This is a genomic window from Microbacterium sp. ZW T5_56 (genome assembly GCF_044987425.1).
Taxonomy (GTDB): domain Bacteria; phylum Actinomycetota; class Actinomycetes; order Actinomycetales; family Microbacteriaceae; genus Microbacterium.
This window is the reverse complement of the sequence record NZ_JBJDRI010000042.1, coordinates 1-18,807: the sequence shown is the minus strand read 5'-3', so window position 1 is coordinate 18,807 and position 18,807 is coordinate 1. Positions and strand designations below refer to the sequence as shown.

The window sequence follows — 18,807 nt, the reverse complement described above, 5'->3', positions numbered from 1 at the left end:
GGGGGTCGGGAGGATCGCATCCCGACCCCCGTACTGCACTATGGGTTCTGTGACCCCGCACTCCGCCGACCACGTCCCCGTCCACGTCCATGCCCGCATCGTGGACGTTCGCTTCGATTCGCACCGTGTACTCCTCGAGCTCGACGATGGTCGAACTCTCGGCGCACCGCTCTCGTGGGCATCACGTGCGGCGCAGCTGCCCGAATCGCAGCAGCGGCGCTGGGTGCTCGTCGATCACGGTCGCGGTGTGAACTGGCCGGCGCTCGGGCAGGAGGATCCCGAGGGTGCGCTGTCGCTGTGGACCATCGAGCAGGACCGGCTGTACGAGGGGGCTCTCGCGGTGCTCCAGCGCGCCGACTGGGACGCCGGTGCCCTCAGTGCCCGCGACCGCGAGCTGGTGGCCCTCTGGCGCCTGGAGGCGGATGTCTACAACGGCGGGTTCCTGCAGTTCCTCGGCAATTGGGGGCAGCAGGATCTTGCCATTGCGCGTGACGCGGCGGAGCTCATCGGTGCGGAGCGCACGCATAGTGCCATCGTCGGGCTGCAGGACCTGCTGGAGCCGATCATCGATCGTGACGATGTCTCCACGATCGATGACGTCTACCGGCTCATCGCGGCAGCATCGCCGACCGAGCCCGCGGCGCAGTTCGATGAGTTGGAGACCGAGCTCACCGAAGCCATGGAACAGGAGCTGATGCGGTGCGTGGTCTTCGCCTATGGCCCCGCGCCGTCAGATGTGTGAGCGAAGCGTCTTCGGAGGACAGCGCGAGGCCGGACCGCGATCCTTCGCGATCCGGCCTCCGGCTGTTGCTCAACCGAAGAGGGCTGCCGCTTCCTCGTAGCGGTACTGCGGCACGGTGTTCAGCTCACCGAGCGCATCGGCGAATGGGACACGAACGATATCGGTTCCCTGCAGCGCGACCATCTGCCCCCAGGCGCCGTCGACGATCGCGTCGGCAGCGTGCAGGCCGAGACGCGTGGCAAGCACGCGGTCGAAGGCACTGGGTGCACCGCCGCGCTGGATGTGACCGAGGATGGTGGCACGGGTCTCGATGCCGGTGATGCGCTCGATCTCGGGCGCGAGCAGGTCGCCGATACCGCCCAGGCGCGGACGGTTGAACGCGTCGAGCCCCTTGTCGCTGTATGCCTCGTCCATGCCCTTCAGAGTGAAGCCCTCGGACACCACGACGAGCGGTGCGCGACCGCGATCGTGCGCGGAGGTGACGAGCGCCGCGATGTCGTCGAGCGTCATCGGGTGCTCCGGGATGAGGATGGCGTGTGCTCCCGCGGCCATGCCGGCGTGCAGCGCGATCCAGCCGACGTGACGACCCATGACCTCGGCCACCATGCAGCGCTGGTGCGAGTCACCGGTGGTGCGCAGGCGATCCATCGCGTCCGTGGCGATGTTGACGGCCGTGTCGAAGCCGAACGAGTAGTCGGTGGCCTGCAGGTCGTTGTCGATGGTCTTCGGCACGCCGATCACCTTGATGCCGTCCTTGGCCAGACGATCGGCCGCGGCCAGCGTTCCCTCGCCGCCGATCGCGATGATGCCGTCGATCTTGTGACCGTAGAGCGTCTTGGCGATGTTCTCCGCGCCGCCACGATCACCCTCATACGGGTTCGTCCGGCTGGTGCCGAGGATGGTCCCACCGGTCTTGGACAGTCCCTTCACCTCATGACGGGTGAGCGGCATGAAGTCCCCCTCGACCACGCCACGCCAGCCGTCACGGATGCCCACGAACTCGAGGTCGTAGGTGGTGGTGCCCTTGAGCACGATGCCGCGGATCACGGCGTTCAGTCCGGGGCAGTCGCCGCCGCTGGTGAGGATACCGATCTTCATGGTGGATGCTGCCTTCGCGCGTTGAGAAAGGAGGGGAACGAGGCGACGGTGCCTGCATCGAATCTAGCGGTCCCCGACCCCCGAGCGCCATTCAGAGCGATGAGAACGGGCGTTCTTGACGCAGATTCGACGGACTTTCGCCGCGACGGTGGCTTTCATCCTCGCAAGGCGTCAAGAACCGGATTTCCTTACAACACTGATCCGCACAACGACGACACCCCCGCACACGCGTGCGGGGGTGTCGTCTCGTCTCGGGTCAGGCGCCGAGGGCCTCGCGCAGCAGGTGCATGAGGGCTGCCAGCTGCACGGAATCCTGCGAGCCGGGCTCGACGGAGACACCGTCCAGCGCGCGCAGCGAGAGTCCCTGCTTCTGGTCGATCAGCTCAGCGATCTTCGAGTCCAGCGTGTGCGCGGCGATGATGCGCCACGCGGTGACCGGCTCGTCCTGACCGATGCGGTGCACGCGGTCGATGGCCTGGGTCTGCTCGGCGGCCGTCCAGCTCAGCTCAGCCAGCACGACGTTCGACGCGGCCTGCAGGTTCACGCCGACGCCGGCGGCGGTGAGCGAGCACACCGCGATGGAGACGGCCGGGTCGTTGTTGAAGGCGTCGATCGCCTCCTGACGCGCCGTCGAGGTCTGGTCACCGCGAAGGGACACCACCCGCAGGCCGTTGGCGGCGAACAGCGCCTCGGCCTGGTTCATGACGTCGATGTGCTTGGCGAAGAACACCACCTTGCCCACCGAGCGCTGCAGCTGGACGGCGTAATCGGCCGCCAGGCCCGCCTTCGCCTGACCGATACGGCGCACCATCGTGAAGACGTTGTCGCCGCCGGCATCGGCGTTCTTGGCGTCGTCGAACTCGTGCTGGGCGACGAGACGCACGATGTCCTCGTCGATCCCGTCGGTGACTCGTCCACGCGCCTCGATGATGCGGCGGTACTTGGCGGCCATCCGCTCGCCCAGCTCACGCTCGGCCTGGCGGATGGAGCGGCCGAACTCATCGTCCAGCTGCACCGGCATATCGGCGATCAGCTTGTCGGGGAGGTCCGCGGCCACGTCCTTCTTCTTGCGCCGCACGATTCCCATCGAGATGACCGCGTCACGCGCCTCGGGGTAGAACGCCTTGTCAGCCGGCGTGAGGCCGGTGGCGTCCAGCTTCTCAGCCAGCACCGAGCCGGGACGCTCTCCGTTGGTCCAGCCCAGGAACCGCCAGATCGCGTCAAAATCCTCGACGTCGTTGATCAGCGGGGTACCGGTGAGGGCCATGAGCAGCGGCTTGCCATCCGGGGTGGTCTCCCGTACCCGCGACGCCAGCGCCAGCACGTTTTGTGAGCGCTGCGAGCTGAGGTTCTTGATGAAGTGCGCCTCGTCCACGACCAGGCCGCGAAGGCCCACCTTGCTCAGCCACTCCAGGTGACGATCGAGGATCTCGTAGTTCACGATAAACACATCCGCGAAGGCGTCGATGTTCTCGCCATCGCCCTGGATCACCGTGGCGCGGCGCTGCGGGGTCCAGCGCTCCACCTCGCGCGCCCAGTTCATCTTGACGACGTTGGGCACGACGACCAGCAGCGGGTAGGCACCGGCCACCGACGCAGCGAGGACCGACTGAGCGGTCTTGCCCAGACCCGGCTCGTCGGCCAGCAGGAAGCTGCGCTTACCGGCGCGAACGGCTTCCACGAATCGCATCTGGTGCGGCATCACCTCCAGCCCCTTGGGCGAGATGTGGTCGAACTCAGGAACGGGAGGCAGCTCCATCGAGGCAGCACCGCCACCCGCACCGGTCTCGAACGCCTTGTACAGCGGACCCATCAGGTCCCAGCCGTCCAGGCGCCGACGTGGCGTCTCCTTCGGGATGGCCACCGAGGTGTCGGGGGCGAGGAACGGATTGGACTCCAGGCGCGATTCCACCATGGGAGGCGTCACCTGACGCTCCGCGATGGCGGCCGAGACCACGGGCGTGGCAGCGACGGGCACGACGTCCGTGATGATCAGCTCGTCCGGCGGGAGTTCAGCACCGGATTCCAACAGCCAATCGCGACGCATGCGCTTGGCGACGGGGCTGGTGGCCTGATCTGCCTCCAGCAGCGGGATGATCGAGGTGTCGCGAGCCGCCGTCTTCGCGAGGATCTGCGCCACGCCTTCGAGGCGCTTGAGCAGTTCGGCGCGTGCGGAGTCGGTGAGCTCCGGGTCGGCCTTGACTCTCGTGCGCTCTTCGCGCACCAGGAAGGCGATGACCTGGAACTTGACGCGATTGGTCGGGCCGAGTTTGCCCTTCTGCGCCTTGGCCTCCACCTCACGCACCTTGCGGGCGAGGATGGGGATGATCGGGGCCTCGTCATCGCGGCGGGAAGACGAGGACTTCCTGCGCCGTGAAGCGGCGGTTGCCGTGGTCGGCATGCTCCTCCTGAGCGAACGTCCGGGATTCCTCCCGGGGGGCCGGTATGCACCGGTGCGAGCTCGCGGGGACTCTCGCTGCCCGCGCCGCAGAATCCGCTTCAGCGGCCAGCGACTCGGGGCGAAAACACCCGCGCGCCTATTTTACCGCATCGCTCCGCTTCCCCGCCATCACCGGTCCCCGCGAGTCGATGTCACACATCGGCGCTCTCACACGACACCCCTCTGACACCACCCGTCAACCCAGTGATCCCCATCCCCCGTGAGACTTCCCTCTGTGGGCGAAAATCCGCGCAATGCGGCGATTCTCGCCCACATGAGGAAGTCTCGCGGGAGAGGGCGCCTCGAGAACAGGACGAAGCATGACTCGCATCGACATCAATAAGACCAACCGCCTCGGCTACACGGCCGTCATCGGGATGGAGGCCTACGCGCGCACCAACGTGGACAAGCGCCTGTTTGAGCTGTTGAAGATCCGCGCCTCGGTCATCAACGGGTGCACGTTCTGCGTGGACATGCACATGACGGATGGGCTGAAGGCCGGGATTCCGCAGCGCGTGCTGACGGCGGCCACCGCGTGGGAGCACGCCGGGGACCTGCTGGACGAGCGAGAGCGGGCCGTGCTCGCCCTCACCGATGCGGTCACGCGCCTCGGTGAGAACGCCGTAGACGATGCCGTCTGGAACCGAGCGGCCGCATTCTTCACGGAGGACGAACTCGGTGCGCTCGTGCTGGCGATCGCCACCATCAACGTGTGGAACCGCATCGCGATCGCCACCCGGATGACGCCGCCGGTGGGCGCCAAGCACCCGGTGGCCTGAGGATAGAGCGCAGGAAGGAGCGCGGATGACGATCCTCTCCCCCGCCGCGACGGCGTGGCAGCACGAACGCGGACGTCTCCTCGGGATCGCGTATCGCATGCTCGGCGACTATGCCGAAGCCGAGGACGTGGTCTCCGAGGTTGCTGAGCTGGCAGTGCAGGTCGAGCGGAATGCGTCAGATATCCGCTCGTGGCCCGCGTGGCTGACCACGGTGTGCGTGCGGCGGTCCATCGACCGCGTGCGCGCGATCGCGGCCCGGCGGGAGAGCTATCCGGGTCCGTGGCTGCCGGAGCCGGTAGCCACGGACCGGCTCCCGGATGATGTCGTCGCCACACGCGAGATGCTCTCGATCGCCCTCCTTCACCTGGCCGAGCAGCTCCCGCCGCGCCAGCGCGCCGCAATTGTGCTGCATCGTGCCTTCGCCCTGTCGGCACCGGAGATCGCGGAGATCCTGGAGACGACGCCGTCGGCCGTCCGCCAGCTGATCTCCCGCGGCGAGCGGCGAATGGACATCCGTCCCGATGAACCGGTCTCCGTGCGCGTCGACACGGCGGCCCTGGATCGACTGATCGGCGCGATCGAGACGGGCGACATCGCACTCGTCACCTCGATGCTCGAGGACGATGCCATCCTGTGGACCGACGGCGGCGGTGTGGTGAGCGCCGCGCTCAACCCGATCTTCGGCGCCGCGGCCATCGCGCGCTTCGTGATCGGCGTGTTCGAGAAGGCGCGACGGGCGCACGACGAGATCGTCGTCGGGGCCCTCGATGTCAATGGAGAGGCCGCCATCGACTTCCGTCGGCGCGTCCGGCGCGATGTCGTGACGCTCACCTTCGGTCCGAGCGGCCGGATCGCCACGATTCGCCAGGTTGCGAATCCCGAGAAGCACACGCACCTCTGACGAACGACAGGGGCCGGCCCTCCCGATGCGGGAGAGCCGGCCCCTGTCACGGCCGCGTCAGATCATCGACTTGGTGTGCCAGACCGTCTTGGTCTCGGTGAACGCGGTGATGCGCTGCAGCGACGGTGCGGCGGCGTCGCCACCGTCTTCCGGTGTGAGCACGCGCTTCAGCGTGCCGGCGGCGGCCTGCTGCAGCGAGATCCAGTCGAGCGCGCCGGCGCCTACCAGATCGAGCGCGTTGACATCGTCGTGCGAGGCGAGCCATGGTGCCATCTCCGCCGGCGAACCGGTGAGCACGTTCACAACGCCCGCAGGGACATCGCTGGTGGCGAGCACCTCGGCGAACGAGATCGAGGACAGCGGGAACGCCTGGCTGGCGATGACCACGACAGCGTTTCCGGCCACGAGCGCCGGGGCGATCGCGGAGACCAGGCCCAGCAGGGCGTTGTCCTGCGGCGCGATGATCGCCACGACACCGGTGGGCTCGGGAACCGAGATGTTGAAGTACGGACCGGCCACCGGGTTTGCGGCACCGGAGACCTGCGAAAACTTGTCGCACCAGCCCGCGTACCAGACCCAGCGATCGATCGCCTCATCCACCTGGGCACCGGCGATCGCCGCGGATACGCCCTGCTGCGCCGAGATCTCCTCGACGAACTGGGCACGCCGACCCTCGAGTACCTCGGCGATGCGGTAGAGCACCTGGCCGCGGTTGTACGCGGTGGCGCCCGACCAGCCCTTGACGGCAGCCCGTGCGGCCTTCACCGCATCGCGGGCATCCTTGCGCGACGCCTGCGCTGCGTTGGCGAGGAACTCCCCCGACGGCGAGGTGACGGCGTAGGTGCGGCCGGACTCGCTGCGCGGGAAGGCGCCGCCGATGGCCAGCTTGTACGTCTTCGGCACGGTCAGTCGCTTGCTCACGCCGCTCCACCCTTCAGGTAGGCGAGGATGCCGTGGCGGCCACCCTCGCGTCCGTAGCCGGACTCCTTGTAGCCGCCGAACGGGCTCGACGGGTCGAACTTGTTGAACGTGTTTGCCCACACGACGCCCGCACGCAGGCGGTCGGCGACCGCGAGGATCCGCGATCCCTTGTCGCTCCAGATGCCCGCAGACAGACCGTAGGGCGTGTTGTTCGCCTTCTCGATCGCCTCGGCGGGGGTGCGGAAGGTGAGCACGGACAGCACCGGGCCGAACACCTCCTCACGGGCGATGCGGTGGCTCGCCTGCACGTTGGTGAAGATCGTCGGCGCGAACCAGAAGCCGTTGTCGGGGATGTCGCAGTCGGCGCTCCACCGCTCGGCTCCCTCTGCCTCGCCGATATCGCTGAGGGCGCGGATGCGCTCCAGCTGAGCGGCAGAGTTGATCGCGCCGATGTCGGTGTTCTTGTCCAGCGGGTCGCCGAGGCGGAACGTCGACAGCCGTGACTTCAGACGATCGACGAAGTCCTCCGCGATGGACTCCTGCACCAGGAGGCGGCTGCCGGCACAGCAGACGTGCCCCTGGTTGAAGAAGATCCCGTTGACGACACCCTCAACAGCCTGGTCGATCGGAGCATCGTCGAACACGATGTTCGCGGCCTTGCCCCCGAGCTCCAGCGTCAGGCTCTTGCCGGTTCCGGCGACCGAGCGGGCGATCGATCGGCCAACCGCAGTGGATCCGGTGAAGGCCACCTTGTTGACGTCGGGGTGATTCACCACGGCGGAGCCGGTGGTGCCCGCCCCAGTGACGATGTTGAGCACCCCGGCGGGAAGGCCCGCCTGCTGCACGATCTCGGCGAACAGCAACGCGGTGAGCGAGGTGGTCTCGGCGGGCTTCAGCACGACGGTGTTGCCGGCGGCGAGCGCCGGAGCGACCTTCCACGCCAGCATCAGCAGCGGGAAGTTCCACGGGATGACCTGGCCCGCCACGCCGAGGGAGCGCGGATTCGCGCCGAGCCCGGCGTAGTCGAGCTTGTCCGCCCAGCCCGCGTAGTAGAAGAACCACGCGGCCACCAGCGGCACGTCGACGTCGCGGCTCTCCTTGATCGGCTTGCCGTTGTCCAGAGACTCGGCAACCGCCAGCTCACGGGCGCGCTCCTGAACGAGTCGCGCGATGCGGAACAGGTATTTCCCGCGGTCGCGTCCGCTCATCTTCGACCACACGCGGTCATAGGCGCGACGTGCGGCAGCCACCGCACGGTCGACATCACTCTCGTCGGCGGTCGAGATCATCGCGATGGTCGACTCGTCGGCGGGGTTGATGGTGCGGAACGAGGCACCGCTGCCACCGACGAACTCGCCGTCGATGAACAGACCGTACTCGTCCTTCAGATTCAGGATCGCGCGGGATTCCGGCGCGTCGGCGTACTCGAGAAAGCTCATCGTGCTTCGTCCTTCAGATCCGGGCTCGCATCCGCACGGGATGCGAAGTAGGCGGGGGAACTCATCGTCAGTCGATGGTCACGTAGTCGGGGCCGGAGTAGTGTCCGGTCGTCATCTTCTGGCGCTGCAGCAGCACGTCGTTGAGCAGGCTCGATGCACCGAAGCGGAACAGGTGCGGCTGCAGCCACTCCTCACCCACGGTCTCGGCGACCGTCACGACGTACTTGATCGCGTCCTTCGAGGTGCGGATGCCGCCCGCGGGCTTCACACCGATCTTCTCGCCGGTGAGTCGGTGCCAGTCGCGCACGACCTCCAGCATCAGCAGCGTCACAGGAAGGGTGGCCGCGGGAGTCACCTTGCCGGTGGACGTCTTGATGAAGTCACCGCCGGCGAGGATCGCCAACCACGACGCGCGCTTGATGTTGTCGTAAGTGTTCAGCTCGCCGGTCTCCAGGATCACCTTGAGCGACGCGAAGCTGCCGTCCGCGCGGCGGCAGGCTTCCTTCACCTGGACGATCTGCTCGAAGACCACCGAGTATCGTCCGGACAGGAACGCTCCACGATCGATGACCATGTCGATCTCGTCCGCGCCGGCCGCCACGGCCTCGCGGGTGTCGGCCAGCTTGATCGCGAGCGAGGAACGTCCGGAGGGGAAGGCCGTGGCAACGGCCGCGACGGAGATCAGTCCGTCATCGGGATCGCCGTGCAGGGCGCCGAGAGCTTCGACGGCATACGGCACCATGTCGCCGTAGACGCACACGGCGGCCACGCGCGGGCAGCTCGGGTCCGATGAATCGGGATGCACGGCCTTCGCCACGAGCGAGCGCACCTTGCCGGGGGTGTCTGCACCTTCGAGAGTGGTCAGGTCGATCAGCTCGATCACCCGATCCAGCGCCCACTTCTTCGAGGTGGTCTTGATCGAGCGCGTGCCGAGGTCGGCGGCGCGCTGTTCCAGACCGACGGCGTCCACACCGGGCAAGCCATGCAGGAACCGGGCGAGCGTCAGGTCGTCAGGCTCACCGCCGATCATCTCGCGCGCTCGTGCCGCGCGCTCTGCGGTGTCCACCACAGCGGTCATTCGTCCTCCAGAAGGTCTCGGGCGGTGCCCTCGTCGGTGATCAGGATGGAACACAGTCCGTTCACGACCACCGCGCGGGCGATGTCGTGCTTGTCCTCGCCCGCCACCACGAAGATCGCGGTCTTGGCGGCACGCAGGGTGCTCAGCTCGACGCCCACGGTGCGGCCGTCCAGTTCGGGGTCGACGATGTTCCCGTTCGCGTCGATGTAGCGGCCGAGGACGTCGCCGACGGCGCCCTTCATGGCCAGCTCCTCCAGGTCGCTCGCTCGCAGGTAACCCGAGTCGACCAGGGCGGAGTTCTTGTCGCCGAGCCCGGCGCTGTACAGGTATGCGTCGGCGCGCTGGGCGAGATCGAGCACCGCAGCGACCGTGCGGTCGGAGGCGATGGCATCCTTCGTCTCCCGGCGCTCGAGTACCGCCGGTGATGGCAGCAGCACGACCTGCCCGCGACCGCGATTGGCGATGGTCGAGGCGAGCGTCGCCGCGGTGGAGGCCCGACGATTCAGGCTCACTCCCCCGTTGATCTGCACCACGGTGACGCCGGTGGCCCAGCCGTCGGGCAGCTTGTCCGCCACCTCGGTGAGCGTATGCCCCCAGCTCACGCCGAGGGTCTTCGGCACCGGACGCAGCGCCGTGAGGAAGTCCGCCGCTGCCTGGGTCACCACCGAGGTGACCGAGCCGTTCTCGTCCGGGACGGGGACCACGATCGCATCGTTCAGTCCGAAGCGAGCGCACAGCTCGCGTTCGAGCGCGAGACGGCGGGCGCGGGGGTGGACGATCTCGATGCGCACGATGCCGCGCTCGCGCGCTTGCGTCAGCAGTCGACCGGCCTTCCATCGGGAGATCCCGAGGAGCGCGCCGATCTCGTCCTGCGTCTTGTTCTCTTCGTAATAGAGTTCCGCGACGCGGACCGCGAGCAGTTCGTCATCCACCCCTCGACGGTACCGCCGCTCTCCACCCCTGACAACATCTGAGCCGCATTACGCTCACATGAGCACTGCGCCCTGCACTGATGCGCACTCCCCTCATCCGTGAGACTTCCGTCTGTGGGCGACAATCATCGCGGTGCACGGATTCTCGCCCACAGACGGAAGTCTCGCGGTCCATGGGTGCGCGTCGGGACCGGGGTGCGCCGGGACGGGGGTACGTCGGGACGGGGTACGTCGGGACCAAGTGTCAGGAGAGGATGGCGCGAGTGCGAGTGACGTCGTCGGTCATCTGCTCGATGAGCGCCGGAATCCCCTGGAACGCCACCATGCCGCGGATGCGATCCACGAACTCGACCACCACGTGCTGCCCGTACAGGTCCAACTCGGTCTCATCGAGGACGTAGGCCTCCACCTGACGGACATCCACGTCGTCGAACGTCGGGTTCACGCCCACGGAGATCGCCGCCTGGTGGTGGACGCCGTCCGGCGTCACGAGCCACCCCGCGTACACGCCGTCGGCGGGAACATCACCCTGCGACTGGGGCGAGAGATTGGCGGTGGGAAAGCCGAGCTCGCGCCCGCGCTTGAGCCCGTGCACGACTTCACCTTCGACGCGGTGCGGTCGGCCCAACAGCTGCGCCGCGTGCGCGACATCACCCACCGAGAGCAGCTCACGGATCCAGCTGGATGACACCCGCCGTTCTTCGCCCGCGACCACGACGTCGTCCACGACATCCGTGGTGAAACCCAGCTCCGCGCCCATGCGCTCCAACAGCTGAGGGTCGCCGGCACCGCGATATCCGAATCGGAAGTCGGTACCGAGCAGCACCACGACCGCACCGAGGTCACGCACCAGGATGTCGCGGACGAAGTCCTCCGCCGACACGTGGGCCATCTCCTCGTCGAAGCGCAGGACGACGGCGGCGTCGAGTCCGGTCCCCGCCAGCAGGTCGATCTTCTGGCCCAGGCTCACCAGCTCGTTGGGGCACAGCTCCGGACGGATCGTCGCGAGCGGGTTGCGATCGAAGGTGACAGCGACCACCTTCGCGCCGAGCCGCTCGGCATCGGCGCGAGCACGCTCGAGCACCCGCCGGTGACCGGTGTGCACGCCGTCGAACTTGCCGATCGCGACCACCGACGGTCCGAACCCGTCGGGAATGTCCGCGGGATCGGAGAACACGATCACGAGCGCACCTCCGACTGAGCGGCCGGCTTATGGGTGATCAGGTACCAAAGGCCGATGAACGGCAGCACGAGCGGGACGAACACGTACCCCATGCCGAACACGCTCCAGACGGTCGGGTGCGCGAACAGCTCGGGCAGAGTGAGACTCAGCGTTCCGATCACCAGCACACCCAGCAGCTCGAAGCAGATCGCGATCCACGCCACGGTGTACCAGCCCGGTCGGCGAGAGAAGATCAGGGCGAGGGTCGCCACGATGTAGACGGCTGCGGATGCTGCCGACAGCGAATAGGCCAGCGGAGCATCGCTGAACTTCTCGACGATCTGAACGAACGAACGCGCGGTGGCGCCCAGCGCGAGCACCGCGTACACCGCGACCAGCACCTGGCCGATACCGCTCATCCGACGCGGGTTCCTCGCACGTCGTGGGGTCTCGGATTCCCGGGTCGTGTTCCCGGTCTGAGCCTGTGTCATCACTCGGACGATTCTACCCGCGACGCGGGAGCGGGCTGGCGATCAGGCGACCTGAACCGTCCAGATGACCTCCATGCGCCACACCATGATCGCCACGGCCAGAGCGCCGACCCCCATCACCACGGTCGCCCATCGGGACCGGTCGACGAAGGCCCACACCACGACGCCGACCGGGATCAGCGCCGCGGAGATGAGGTACGTCCAGAATTCCAGCAGGCTCCCCGAGGGCGGATTGCCGGCGAACGGCGCGACAACGGAGACGACGATCTGCGCGACCAGCAGAAGCTCCAGCACGGCAAGCGACCCCACGCTCCAGTCACCCGGAACACGTCCGATCAGCCCGAGCACGATGCACAGCAGGGCGGCGGCAATCGCCACGGCGATCACGGCGATCGTGAATCCGAGGATCATGCGTGAGCTCCCGTGCGACCAGCGGCGAAGTCGAGCGGAGAGGCAGGAACGAGGGCTGCGAGGATCATGCGCGAGCTCCCGACAGGTCACGGGGCACGCGTGCGCGCAGGTTCATGATTGCTCCTCCGGCATGTTCATCGCGCTCTTCAGATCCGCACCGCGTCGCTCCAGCACGCCGATGAGCGAGCCATCCGGAGCGATCGCCGCCACCGGGAATGACGTGACACGTTCGGCGGCACCGATGAGCTTCTTCCCGTGTCGGAGATCGACGGCCTCCGGGGCGGTGACGGCGAGCGCCCCGAGCACATCCGTCGCGACCTGTGCGGGCGACAGCACGGTGGCCGATCCGATGTCCTCCGTCAGCGTCGCGGCATCGGCAACGAGGAAGGGCCCGACAGCCGTGCGTCGCAGCGCCGTGAGGTGTCCGCCGACACCGAGCGCGCCGCCAAGGTCACGAGCGAGGGCGCGGATGTAGGTGCCGCTGGTGCAGTCGACAACCACGTCGATGTCAATCACGCCGTCGCTGCGCCGAGTGTCGAGCACGTCGAACCGCGAAACGGTGACGGGGCGGGACTTCAGCTCCACAGTCTCTCCCGCACGGGCCAGGTCATACGCGCGCTTACCGTCCACCTTGATCGCGGACACGGTGCTCGGAACCTGCAGGATGTCGCCCGTCAGCGCTGATATCCCCGCGGCGATGGCCGCATCGGTGACCGCGTCGGCGGAGACGGTGTCAGTGACATTGCCATCAGCGTCATCGGAGTCCGTGCTCACACCGAGCCGCATGGTGGCCGTGTAGGTCTTGTCGAGGCCGACCAGGAAGGTGAGCAGCCGGGTGGCTCCCTCGATGCCGATGAGCAGCAATCCGGTCGCCATCGGATCAAGCGTCCCGGCATGACCCACCTTGCGGGTGCCGAATCCTCGACGGACACGAGCGACGACGTCGTGGCTCGTGATCCCCTGCGGCTTGTCCACCAGCAGCAGCCCCGCTGCGGGGCGGGGTCCCATTGCGCGCGCCATCAGCAGGAGTCCTGGAAGAACTCGACCGGGCGATCCGACCGGGAGATGTCGATCAGCACCGACGCCACGCGGCGCGGGCGAGCATCGCGAAGGTAGCGGAACTCGGCGTCTGTGTAGGGCGCATCGGTCGAGCGGCCGTGACGCTCAGCCAGGCGGCTCTCCGGGCTCTCCAGCCAGACCGCGAACGCTGCGGTGCCGCGAATGCCCTCCTGCTGGGCGAACGCGCCGTCGAGCACGAGCACCGCGTCCTCCGGCGCCGTGACCCAGCGCGCTTCGACCGGCTGATCCCGTCGCTCATCCCACGCCCGCAGCTGAACGCCGGCGGTAGCGGACGCCTGGCCACCCTCGCGGAAGGGATCCAGCAGGACGCGCCGGAGCGTGTCGACATCGATGTCGCTTGCCGCCGGCTCGGCACCGCGCCGGGCGCGGGGACGTACGAAGTCCGTGAGTGACGCTCGCAGGACGATCGAACCGTCTTCGCCGATGATCTGCGCGAACGAATCGGCGAAGGTTCGCGTGGCTTGCGGATCCAGCCCGTCGACGACCACCACCACGCGTCCGGCAGGGCTGTTGTGCCGCAGCTGCTCGCGCAGATCGCGCTGCAACGTGGTGACAGGGGTGATCGGGAGCCGCATGCCTCCAGCCTACGGTGGGGGCCGATAGGCTGGTGACCCGTGTCCGAGATCGCCGATGCCCTGCTGCCGTGGTACCGCCGAACCGCGCGCGATCTGCCATGGCGCCGTGCCGGCTTCGGGGCGTGGGGCATCCTGGTGAGCGAGTTCATGCTGCAGCAGACCCCCGTGAACCGGGTGATCCCGCTGCTGGAGGCCTGGCTGGAGCGCTGGCCCTCCCCTGCCGCCCTCGCTGAAGCACCTCCCGCGGAGGCCGTGAAGCAGTGGGCGAACCTCGGCTACCCGCGTCGTGCGCTGTGGCTGCATCGAGCGGCCGTGGAGATCACCGTGCGGCACGACGGCACCGTCCCGAACGACGTCGATGCGCTCCTCGCGCTCACCGGAATCGGCGACTACACGGCGCGGGCCGTCGCGGTGTTCGCCTACGGCAGGCGTGAGCCGGTGGTCGACACGAATACCCGGCGGGTCATCGCACGCGCCGCTCACGGCCGGTCCCAGCCAGGTGCTGCCGCCAAGCGGGATCTCGCCGACATGTCAGCGCTTCTGCCAGAAGACGATGCGGACGCCGCGGTAGTCAATGCGGCGGCGATGGAGCTCGGCGCTCTGGTCTGCGTCGCGCGCGTTCCGCGCTGTGCCGAGTGTCCGCTGCGAGCCCTGTGCGCGTGGCGGGCGGCGGGCTATCCCGACACGGGCGACGAACGCCCGAAGCAGGCGAAGTACGAGGGCAGCGATCGACAGGCTCGCGGCGCGGTCCTGCGGATACTCCGCCACACTGATCAGGACGTCCCGGTGGTGGCGCTCATCCCGGACTGGCCGGATCCCGCGCAGCGCGACCGCGCGATCGACTCGCTCGTGGCAGACGGCCTGATCGAGATCGACGGGGAAGGCGCTCGCCTCCCCCGTTGACCGCTCAGGCGATCGGCGCGCGCGGCGGGCTCAGCCGCAGAACTCCGGCATCGGACGCTCCAGGATCGTGACCGTGATGCCGCTGATCGTCTCCCCGTCGCCGGCACCGAAGTACATCGTTCCGCCCGCAGCCGGCACGCGCAGCGCCATCGCGTAGTTGGCGAGCATCGCGTTCTGGCCATCGGGATAGGCCGCCTGCGCATCTGCCAGGGTCGAGCCGATCCCGATGCCTTCCGCCGTCTTCGGGCTGGTCTGCGCAGACCCGGTGATCGACACCTGGTTCAGCGTCGTGTTCGGCTCACCGGACATGGCGTACCCCGCCCCGGCGAAGATCGAGAGCATGTCGGATCCCGAGTAGCTGATCACCGGCGCGTCCGGCGACGGCGCGTCCGGGCCGCAGCCGATGGTCCATCCGGCTGCACCGACGGTTCCAGCGAGCGTGGCAAAGTCCTCACCGAGGACGAGCGGACCGACACCGGCGCCGCTCGCCGTCCACGCCGCCGGGTCATCGGCCGATGCTGGGTCGGTGGGTGTGGGCACGGGTGCGGGAGGCGTGGTGGCGGAGGGAGTCGGCTCGGCGGGAGTCGTCGTGGCCGACGCTGCGGGTTCCGCGACGGGTGTGGTCGCCCCGCCGTCGCCCCCGGGTGACGTCGCGCACCCCGAGAGCGCGAGAGCGCCCCCGATCATCAGCGCAATGAGTGCGGTGGCGATGCGAGTGCGTGCGATGCTCGTCGAGCGCATCATCTCCCCTTTCCTGCGCCGGATGCGATCACCCGGCGCGCCCACAGTACGGCAGAGCCCGGACACGCCACGCCGGGCACAGCCGGTGTCGAGCCGAATGTGCCCGGAACGAGATGAAGTCCCCGCCCGCCGATGACGGCAGCACGGGGACTTCATCGCCCGCTCGGCGGATACCGGCGTCGGCTCAGTCCTCGTCGTCGTCCTCGCGCGGCTTCACGTACGGGTCGGCTTCGCCGGCGTACACGGCACCCGAGGCGGTCTGCGCCACCTCGGCGTCGCGCTCGTGTGCCTCGCGCAGCAGCGCCGAGATGTGATCGGCAGTCTCCGGGAGGGCGTCGGGAATGAACTCCAGCGTCGGCACCAGGCGTACGCCCAGTCGCTTGCCCACCTCGGAACGCAGCATTCCGGTGGCCGCCTTCAGCGCGGCGGCGCTGTCCTCGCGCTCCTGGTCGGTGCCGTACACCGTGTAGAAGACGGACGCGTTCTGCAGGTCGCCCGTCATCCGGACATCGGTGATGGTGACGAATCCGAGGCGGGGGTCGCGCAGCCCCTTGTCGAGTCGCTCCGCGATGATCACACGGATGCGATCGGACAGACGCCCCTGTCGTTCTCCGGCCATGATTGCCTCCTTGCTCGGGGGTGCGGCAAGCGCACAATTTCTATCGTAGTGAGGGGTACCGACCGAGTTCCGCATCGGGCGCCCGGCCGTAACGGGCACCGCCCGCCCCACGATGTGAGGCGGGCGGCGCCGCGATGACACAGCTCCGATGCGGAGCGTGGTCGATCAGGAACGAGGCTTCTCGACCATCTCCGTGGTCTCGATCTCGTCACCGATCTGGATGTCGTTGTACTTGCCGAGGCCGATACCGGCTTCGTAGTCCGTACGCACCTCGGTGACGTCGTCCTTGAATCGGCGCAGCGACTCGATGGCCAGGCCATCGGCGATGACGATGCCGTCGCGGATGACGCGTGCCTTCGCGTTGCGGGTGATGGTTCCCGAGCGCACGATGACACCGGCGATGTTGCCGAACTTCGAGGAGCGGAACACGTCGCGGATCTCGGCCACACCCGACTGGACCTCTTCGTACTCCGGCTTGAGCATTCCCTTGAGGGAGTTCTCGATGTCCTCGATCGCCGCGTAGATGACCGAGTAGAACCGGATGTCCACGCCCTCGCGCTGAGCGCGCTCGCGCGCCTTCTGGTCGGGGCGGACGTTGAAGCCCACGATGATCGCGTTGTCGATCGTCGCGAGGTCCACATCGGAGGCGGTGATGGCACCGACGCCGCGGTGGAGGATGCGCAGCTGCACCGAGTCGTCGACCTCGATCTTGAGCAGCGACTCCTCGAGAGCCTCGACGGCACCGGAGACGTCACCCTTGATGATGAGGTTGAGCGATTCGACCTTGCCCTCTTCGAGAGCGCGGGTGAAGTCCTCGAGCGAGATGCGCTTGCGGGCCTTGGCCAGCTGGGCGTTGCGCTCGGCGGCCTCACGCTTCTCAGCGATCTGGCGGGCCGTGCGGTCCTCCTCCGTGACGATGAAGGTGTCACCGGCGCGCGGCACCGAGTTCAGACCCTGCACCTGCACCGGACGCGACGGGTAGGCCTCGTCGACGGCGTCGCCGTTCTCGTCGAGCATCGCGCGGACACGTCCGTAGGCGGTGCCGGCGACGATCGCGTCACCGACGCGCAGCGTTCCGGACTGGATGAGCACGGTGGCAACCGATCCGCGACCCTTGTCGAGCTTCGCCTCGATGGCGACACCGCGAGCGGCCTTGTTCGGGTTGGCACGCAGGTCAAGCCCGGCGTCGGCGGTCAGCAGCACGGCGTCCAGGAGGTCCTGGATGCCGATGTTCTGACGAGCGGACACGTCGACGAACATCACGTCGCCGCCGTACTCCTCCGCCACCAGACCGTACTCGGTCAGCTGCTGGCGCACCTTGGCGGGGTTCGCCTCGGGCTTGTCCACCTTGTTGACCGCGACCACGATCGGCACACCGGCCGACTGGGCGTGGTTCAGCGCCTCCACCGTCTGCGGCATGATGCCGTCGTCGGCGGCGACCACGAGGATCGCGATGTCCGTCACCTGCGCACCACGGGCACGCATGGCGGTGAACGCCTCGTGACCCGGGGTGTCGATGAAGGTGATGGCACGCTCGATGCCCTCGTGCTCGGTCCAGATCTGGTAAGCACCGATGTGCTGGGTGATGCCGCCGGCCTCACCTGCGACGACGTTGGTCTGACGGATCGCGTCGAGCAGTCGCGTCTTGCCGTGGTCGACGTGACCCATGACGGTGACCACCGGCGGGCGGATCTCCAGGTCTTCGTCGTCCTCGTCGGCAAGCTCGGCGTCCAGGTCCAGACCGAAGCCCTCCAGGAGCTCCTTGTCTTCGTCCTCGGGCGAGACCATCTGGATCTTGTAACCCAGCTCCACGCCGAGGACCTCGAAGGTCGACTCGTCCAGCGACTCGGTGGCCGTGGCCATCTCGCCGAGGTTGAAGAGGATCGTCACCAGCGTTCCGGGCTGCACCGTGTAACCGGTGATGGCCTCGATCTTGTCAGCAAAGTCCGCGATGGACGAACCGCGACGCAGGCGAATAATCTCGCCGTTACCGCGCGAGACGTTGACGCCACCCACCATCGGGGCATCGCGCATCTCGAATTCCTGGCGCTTGGCCCGACGAGACTTGCGCTGCTTGGACTTGCCGCCGCCCTTACCGAACGCACCGGCTGTGCCGCCACGACCACGGCCGCCGGGACCGGGACGACCGGCGAAGCCGCCGCCACCGGCGGGACGCTGGAAGCCGCCACCGGCTCCAGCACCAGCACCGGCGCCGCCGGGACGGCCGGGTCCACCCGGACGCTGCTGGAACGGAGCACCACCGGGACGACCGCCACCACCGGGACGCTGCGGGCGCGGGGCACCGGGACGGGGTAAACCCGGACGAGGTGCCTGCGGGCGCGGGATGTTGCCCGGAGTCGGGCGCTGGCCCATGCCCTGCGCGGAGGCGAAAGGATTGTTCCCGGGACGCGGGCCGGCGGGACGCTGGCCCATGCCCTGAGCGGAGGCGAAGGGATTGTTGCCCGGACGCGGGCCACCGGGGCGCGGTCCGGGAG

General features: G+C 68.1%; 18 protein-coding genes. 4 read left to right on the top strand and 14 right to left on the bottom strand.

The window, feature by feature from the left end; genetic code table 11:
* The first annotated feature begins 49 nt into the window (after positions 1-49).
* Positions 50-742, top strand: a complete 693-nt coding sequence (locus tag ACI3KU_RS16650) for a DUF4375 domain-containing protein (protein ID WP_404923446.1) — start codon at positions 50-52, stop codon at positions 740-742.
* 69 nt (positions 743-811) lie between these two features.
* Here ACI3KU_RS16650 and ACI3KU_RS16645 read toward each other — a convergent pair whose 3' ends face one another.
* Together ACI3KU_RS16645 and ACI3KU_RS16640 are read right to left on the bottom strand one after the other, a co-directional pair.
* Complete coding sequence (locus ACI3KU_RS16645) at positions 812-1,840, bottom strand: ATP-dependent 6-phosphofructokinase (protein WP_404923445.1); 1,029 nt, start codon at positions 1,838-1,840, stop codon at positions 812-814.
* Positions 1,841-2,096: 256 nt separating this feature from the next.
* The gene (locus ACI3KU_RS16640) at positions 2,097-4,241 is read right to left on the bottom strand and encodes a DEAD/DEAH box helicase (protein ID WP_404923444.1); all 2,145 of its coding nucleotides are present in this window, start codon (positions 4,239-4,241) and stop codon (positions 2,097-2,099) included.
* A 359-nt stretch (positions 4,242-4,600) separates the two neighbouring features.
* Here ACI3KU_RS16640 and ACI3KU_RS16635 point away from each other — a divergent pair, with 359 nt between their 5' ends.
* Both ACI3KU_RS16635 and ACI3KU_RS16630 read left to right on the top strand, forming a co-directional pair.
* On the top strand, positions 4,601-5,059 hold the full coding sequence (locus ACI3KU_RS16635) for a carboxymuconolactone decarboxylase family protein (protein ID WP_404923443.1): 459 nt from the start codon (positions 4,601-4,603) through the stop codon (positions 5,057-5,059).
* Positions 5,060-5,084: 25 nt separating this feature from the next.
* Positions 5,085-5,960, top strand: a complete 876-nt coding sequence (locus ACI3KU_RS16630; protein WP_404923442.1) for a sigma-70 family RNA polymerase sigma factor — start codon at positions 5,085-5,087, stop codon at positions 5,958-5,960.
* A 57-nt stretch (positions 5,961-6,017) separates the two neighbouring features.
* Here ACI3KU_RS16630 and ACI3KU_RS16625 read toward each other — a convergent pair whose 3' ends face one another.
* From ACI3KU_RS16625 to ACI3KU_RS16585, 9 genes are all read right to left on the bottom strand, one after another.
* Entirely contained in the window at positions 6,018-6,881 is an 864-nt protein-coding gene (locus tag ACI3KU_RS16625) for an aldehyde dehydrogenase family protein (RefSeq protein WP_404923441.1), read from the bottom strand.
* Positions 6,878-8,320, bottom strand: coding sequence for an aldehyde dehydrogenase family protein (locus ACI3KU_RS16620; protein WP_404923440.1), 1,443 nt, complete (start codon positions 8,318-8,320; stop codon positions 6,878-6,880). The genes ACI3KU_RS16625 and ACI3KU_RS16620 overlap by 4 nt, the downstream gene beginning before the upstream one ends.
* A 67-nt stretch (positions 8,321-8,387) precedes the next feature.
* Complete coding sequence (deoC, locus tag ACI3KU_RS16615; protein WP_404923439.1) at positions 8,388-9,398, bottom strand: deoxyribose-phosphate aldolase; 1,011 nt, start codon at positions 9,396-9,398, stop codon at positions 8,388-8,390.
* Positions 9,395-10,330 (bottom strand): sugar-binding transcriptional regulator, encoded by a 936-nt coding sequence (locus tag ACI3KU_RS16610; protein WP_404923438.1) that lies wholly within the window; start codon positions 10,328-10,330, stop codon positions 9,395-9,397. The genes deoC and ACI3KU_RS16610 overlap by 4 nt, the downstream gene beginning before the upstream one ends.
* Positions 10,331-10,574: 244 nt before the next feature.
* A complete protein-coding gene (locus ACI3KU_RS16605) occupies positions 10,575-11,513 on the bottom strand; it encodes a bifunctional riboflavin kinase/FAD synthetase (RefSeq protein WP_404923437.1) in 939 nt (312 codons plus the stop codon).
* Positions 11,510-11,911 carry a hypothetical protein gene (locus ACI3KU_RS16600; RefSeq protein ID WP_404923436.1) on the bottom strand — a complete coding sequence of 134 codons (402 nt, stop codon included), beginning with the start codon at positions 11,909-11,911 and terminating at the stop codon, positions 11,510-11,512. The genes ACI3KU_RS16605 and ACI3KU_RS16600 overlap by 4 nt, the downstream gene beginning before the upstream one ends.
* A gap of 114 nt (positions 11,912-12,025) precedes the next feature.
* Entirely contained in the window at positions 12,026-12,394 is a 369-nt protein-coding gene (locus ACI3KU_RS16595) for a hypothetical protein (protein WP_404923435.1), read from the bottom strand.
* Positions 12,395-12,505: 111 nt separating this feature from the next.
* Complete coding sequence (truB, locus tag ACI3KU_RS16590) at positions 12,506-13,414, bottom strand: tRNA pseudouridine(55) synthase TruB (RefSeq protein WP_404923434.1); 909 nt, start codon at positions 13,412-13,414, stop codon at positions 12,506-12,508.
* Positions 13,414-14,049: a uridine kinase gene (locus ACI3KU_RS16585; RefSeq protein ID WP_404923432.1), complete on the bottom strand. Its 636-nt coding sequence runs from the start codon at positions 14,047-14,049 to the stop codon at positions 13,414-13,416. Before ACI3KU_RS16585 ends, truB begins: the two co-directional genes overlap by 1 nt.
* A gap of 39 nt (positions 14,050-14,088) precedes the next feature.
* Between ACI3KU_RS16585 and ACI3KU_RS16580 the strand changes: the two genes are divergently transcribed.
* On the top strand, positions 14,089-14,952 hold the full coding sequence (locus ACI3KU_RS16580; protein ID WP_404923431.1) for an A/G-specific adenine glycosylase: 864 nt from the start codon (positions 14,089-14,091) through the stop codon (positions 14,950-14,952).
* A 30-nt stretch (positions 14,953-14,982) separates the two neighbouring features.
* On the opposite strand, the gene ACI3KU_RS16575 is transcribed toward ACI3KU_RS16580, so the two are convergent.
* The 3 genes from ACI3KU_RS16575 to infB form a co-directional block, all read right to left on the bottom strand.
* Positions 14,983-15,696, bottom strand: a complete 714-nt coding sequence (locus ACI3KU_RS16575) for a hypothetical protein (protein WP_404923430.1) — start codon at positions 15,694-15,696, stop codon at positions 14,983-14,985.
* A gap of 181 nt (positions 15,697-15,877) precedes the next feature.
* Complete coding sequence (rbfA, locus tag ACI3KU_RS16570; protein WP_404923429.1) at positions 15,878-16,312, bottom strand: 30S ribosome-binding factor RbfA; 435 nt, start codon at positions 16,310-16,312, stop codon at positions 15,878-15,880.
* A gap of 165 nt (positions 16,313-16,477) precedes the next feature.
* Positions 16,478-18,807: translation initiation factor IF-2 (infB, locus tag ACI3KU_RS16565; protein WP_404923428.1), on the bottom strand; the 2,330-nt coding region annotated here is incomplete at its 5' end.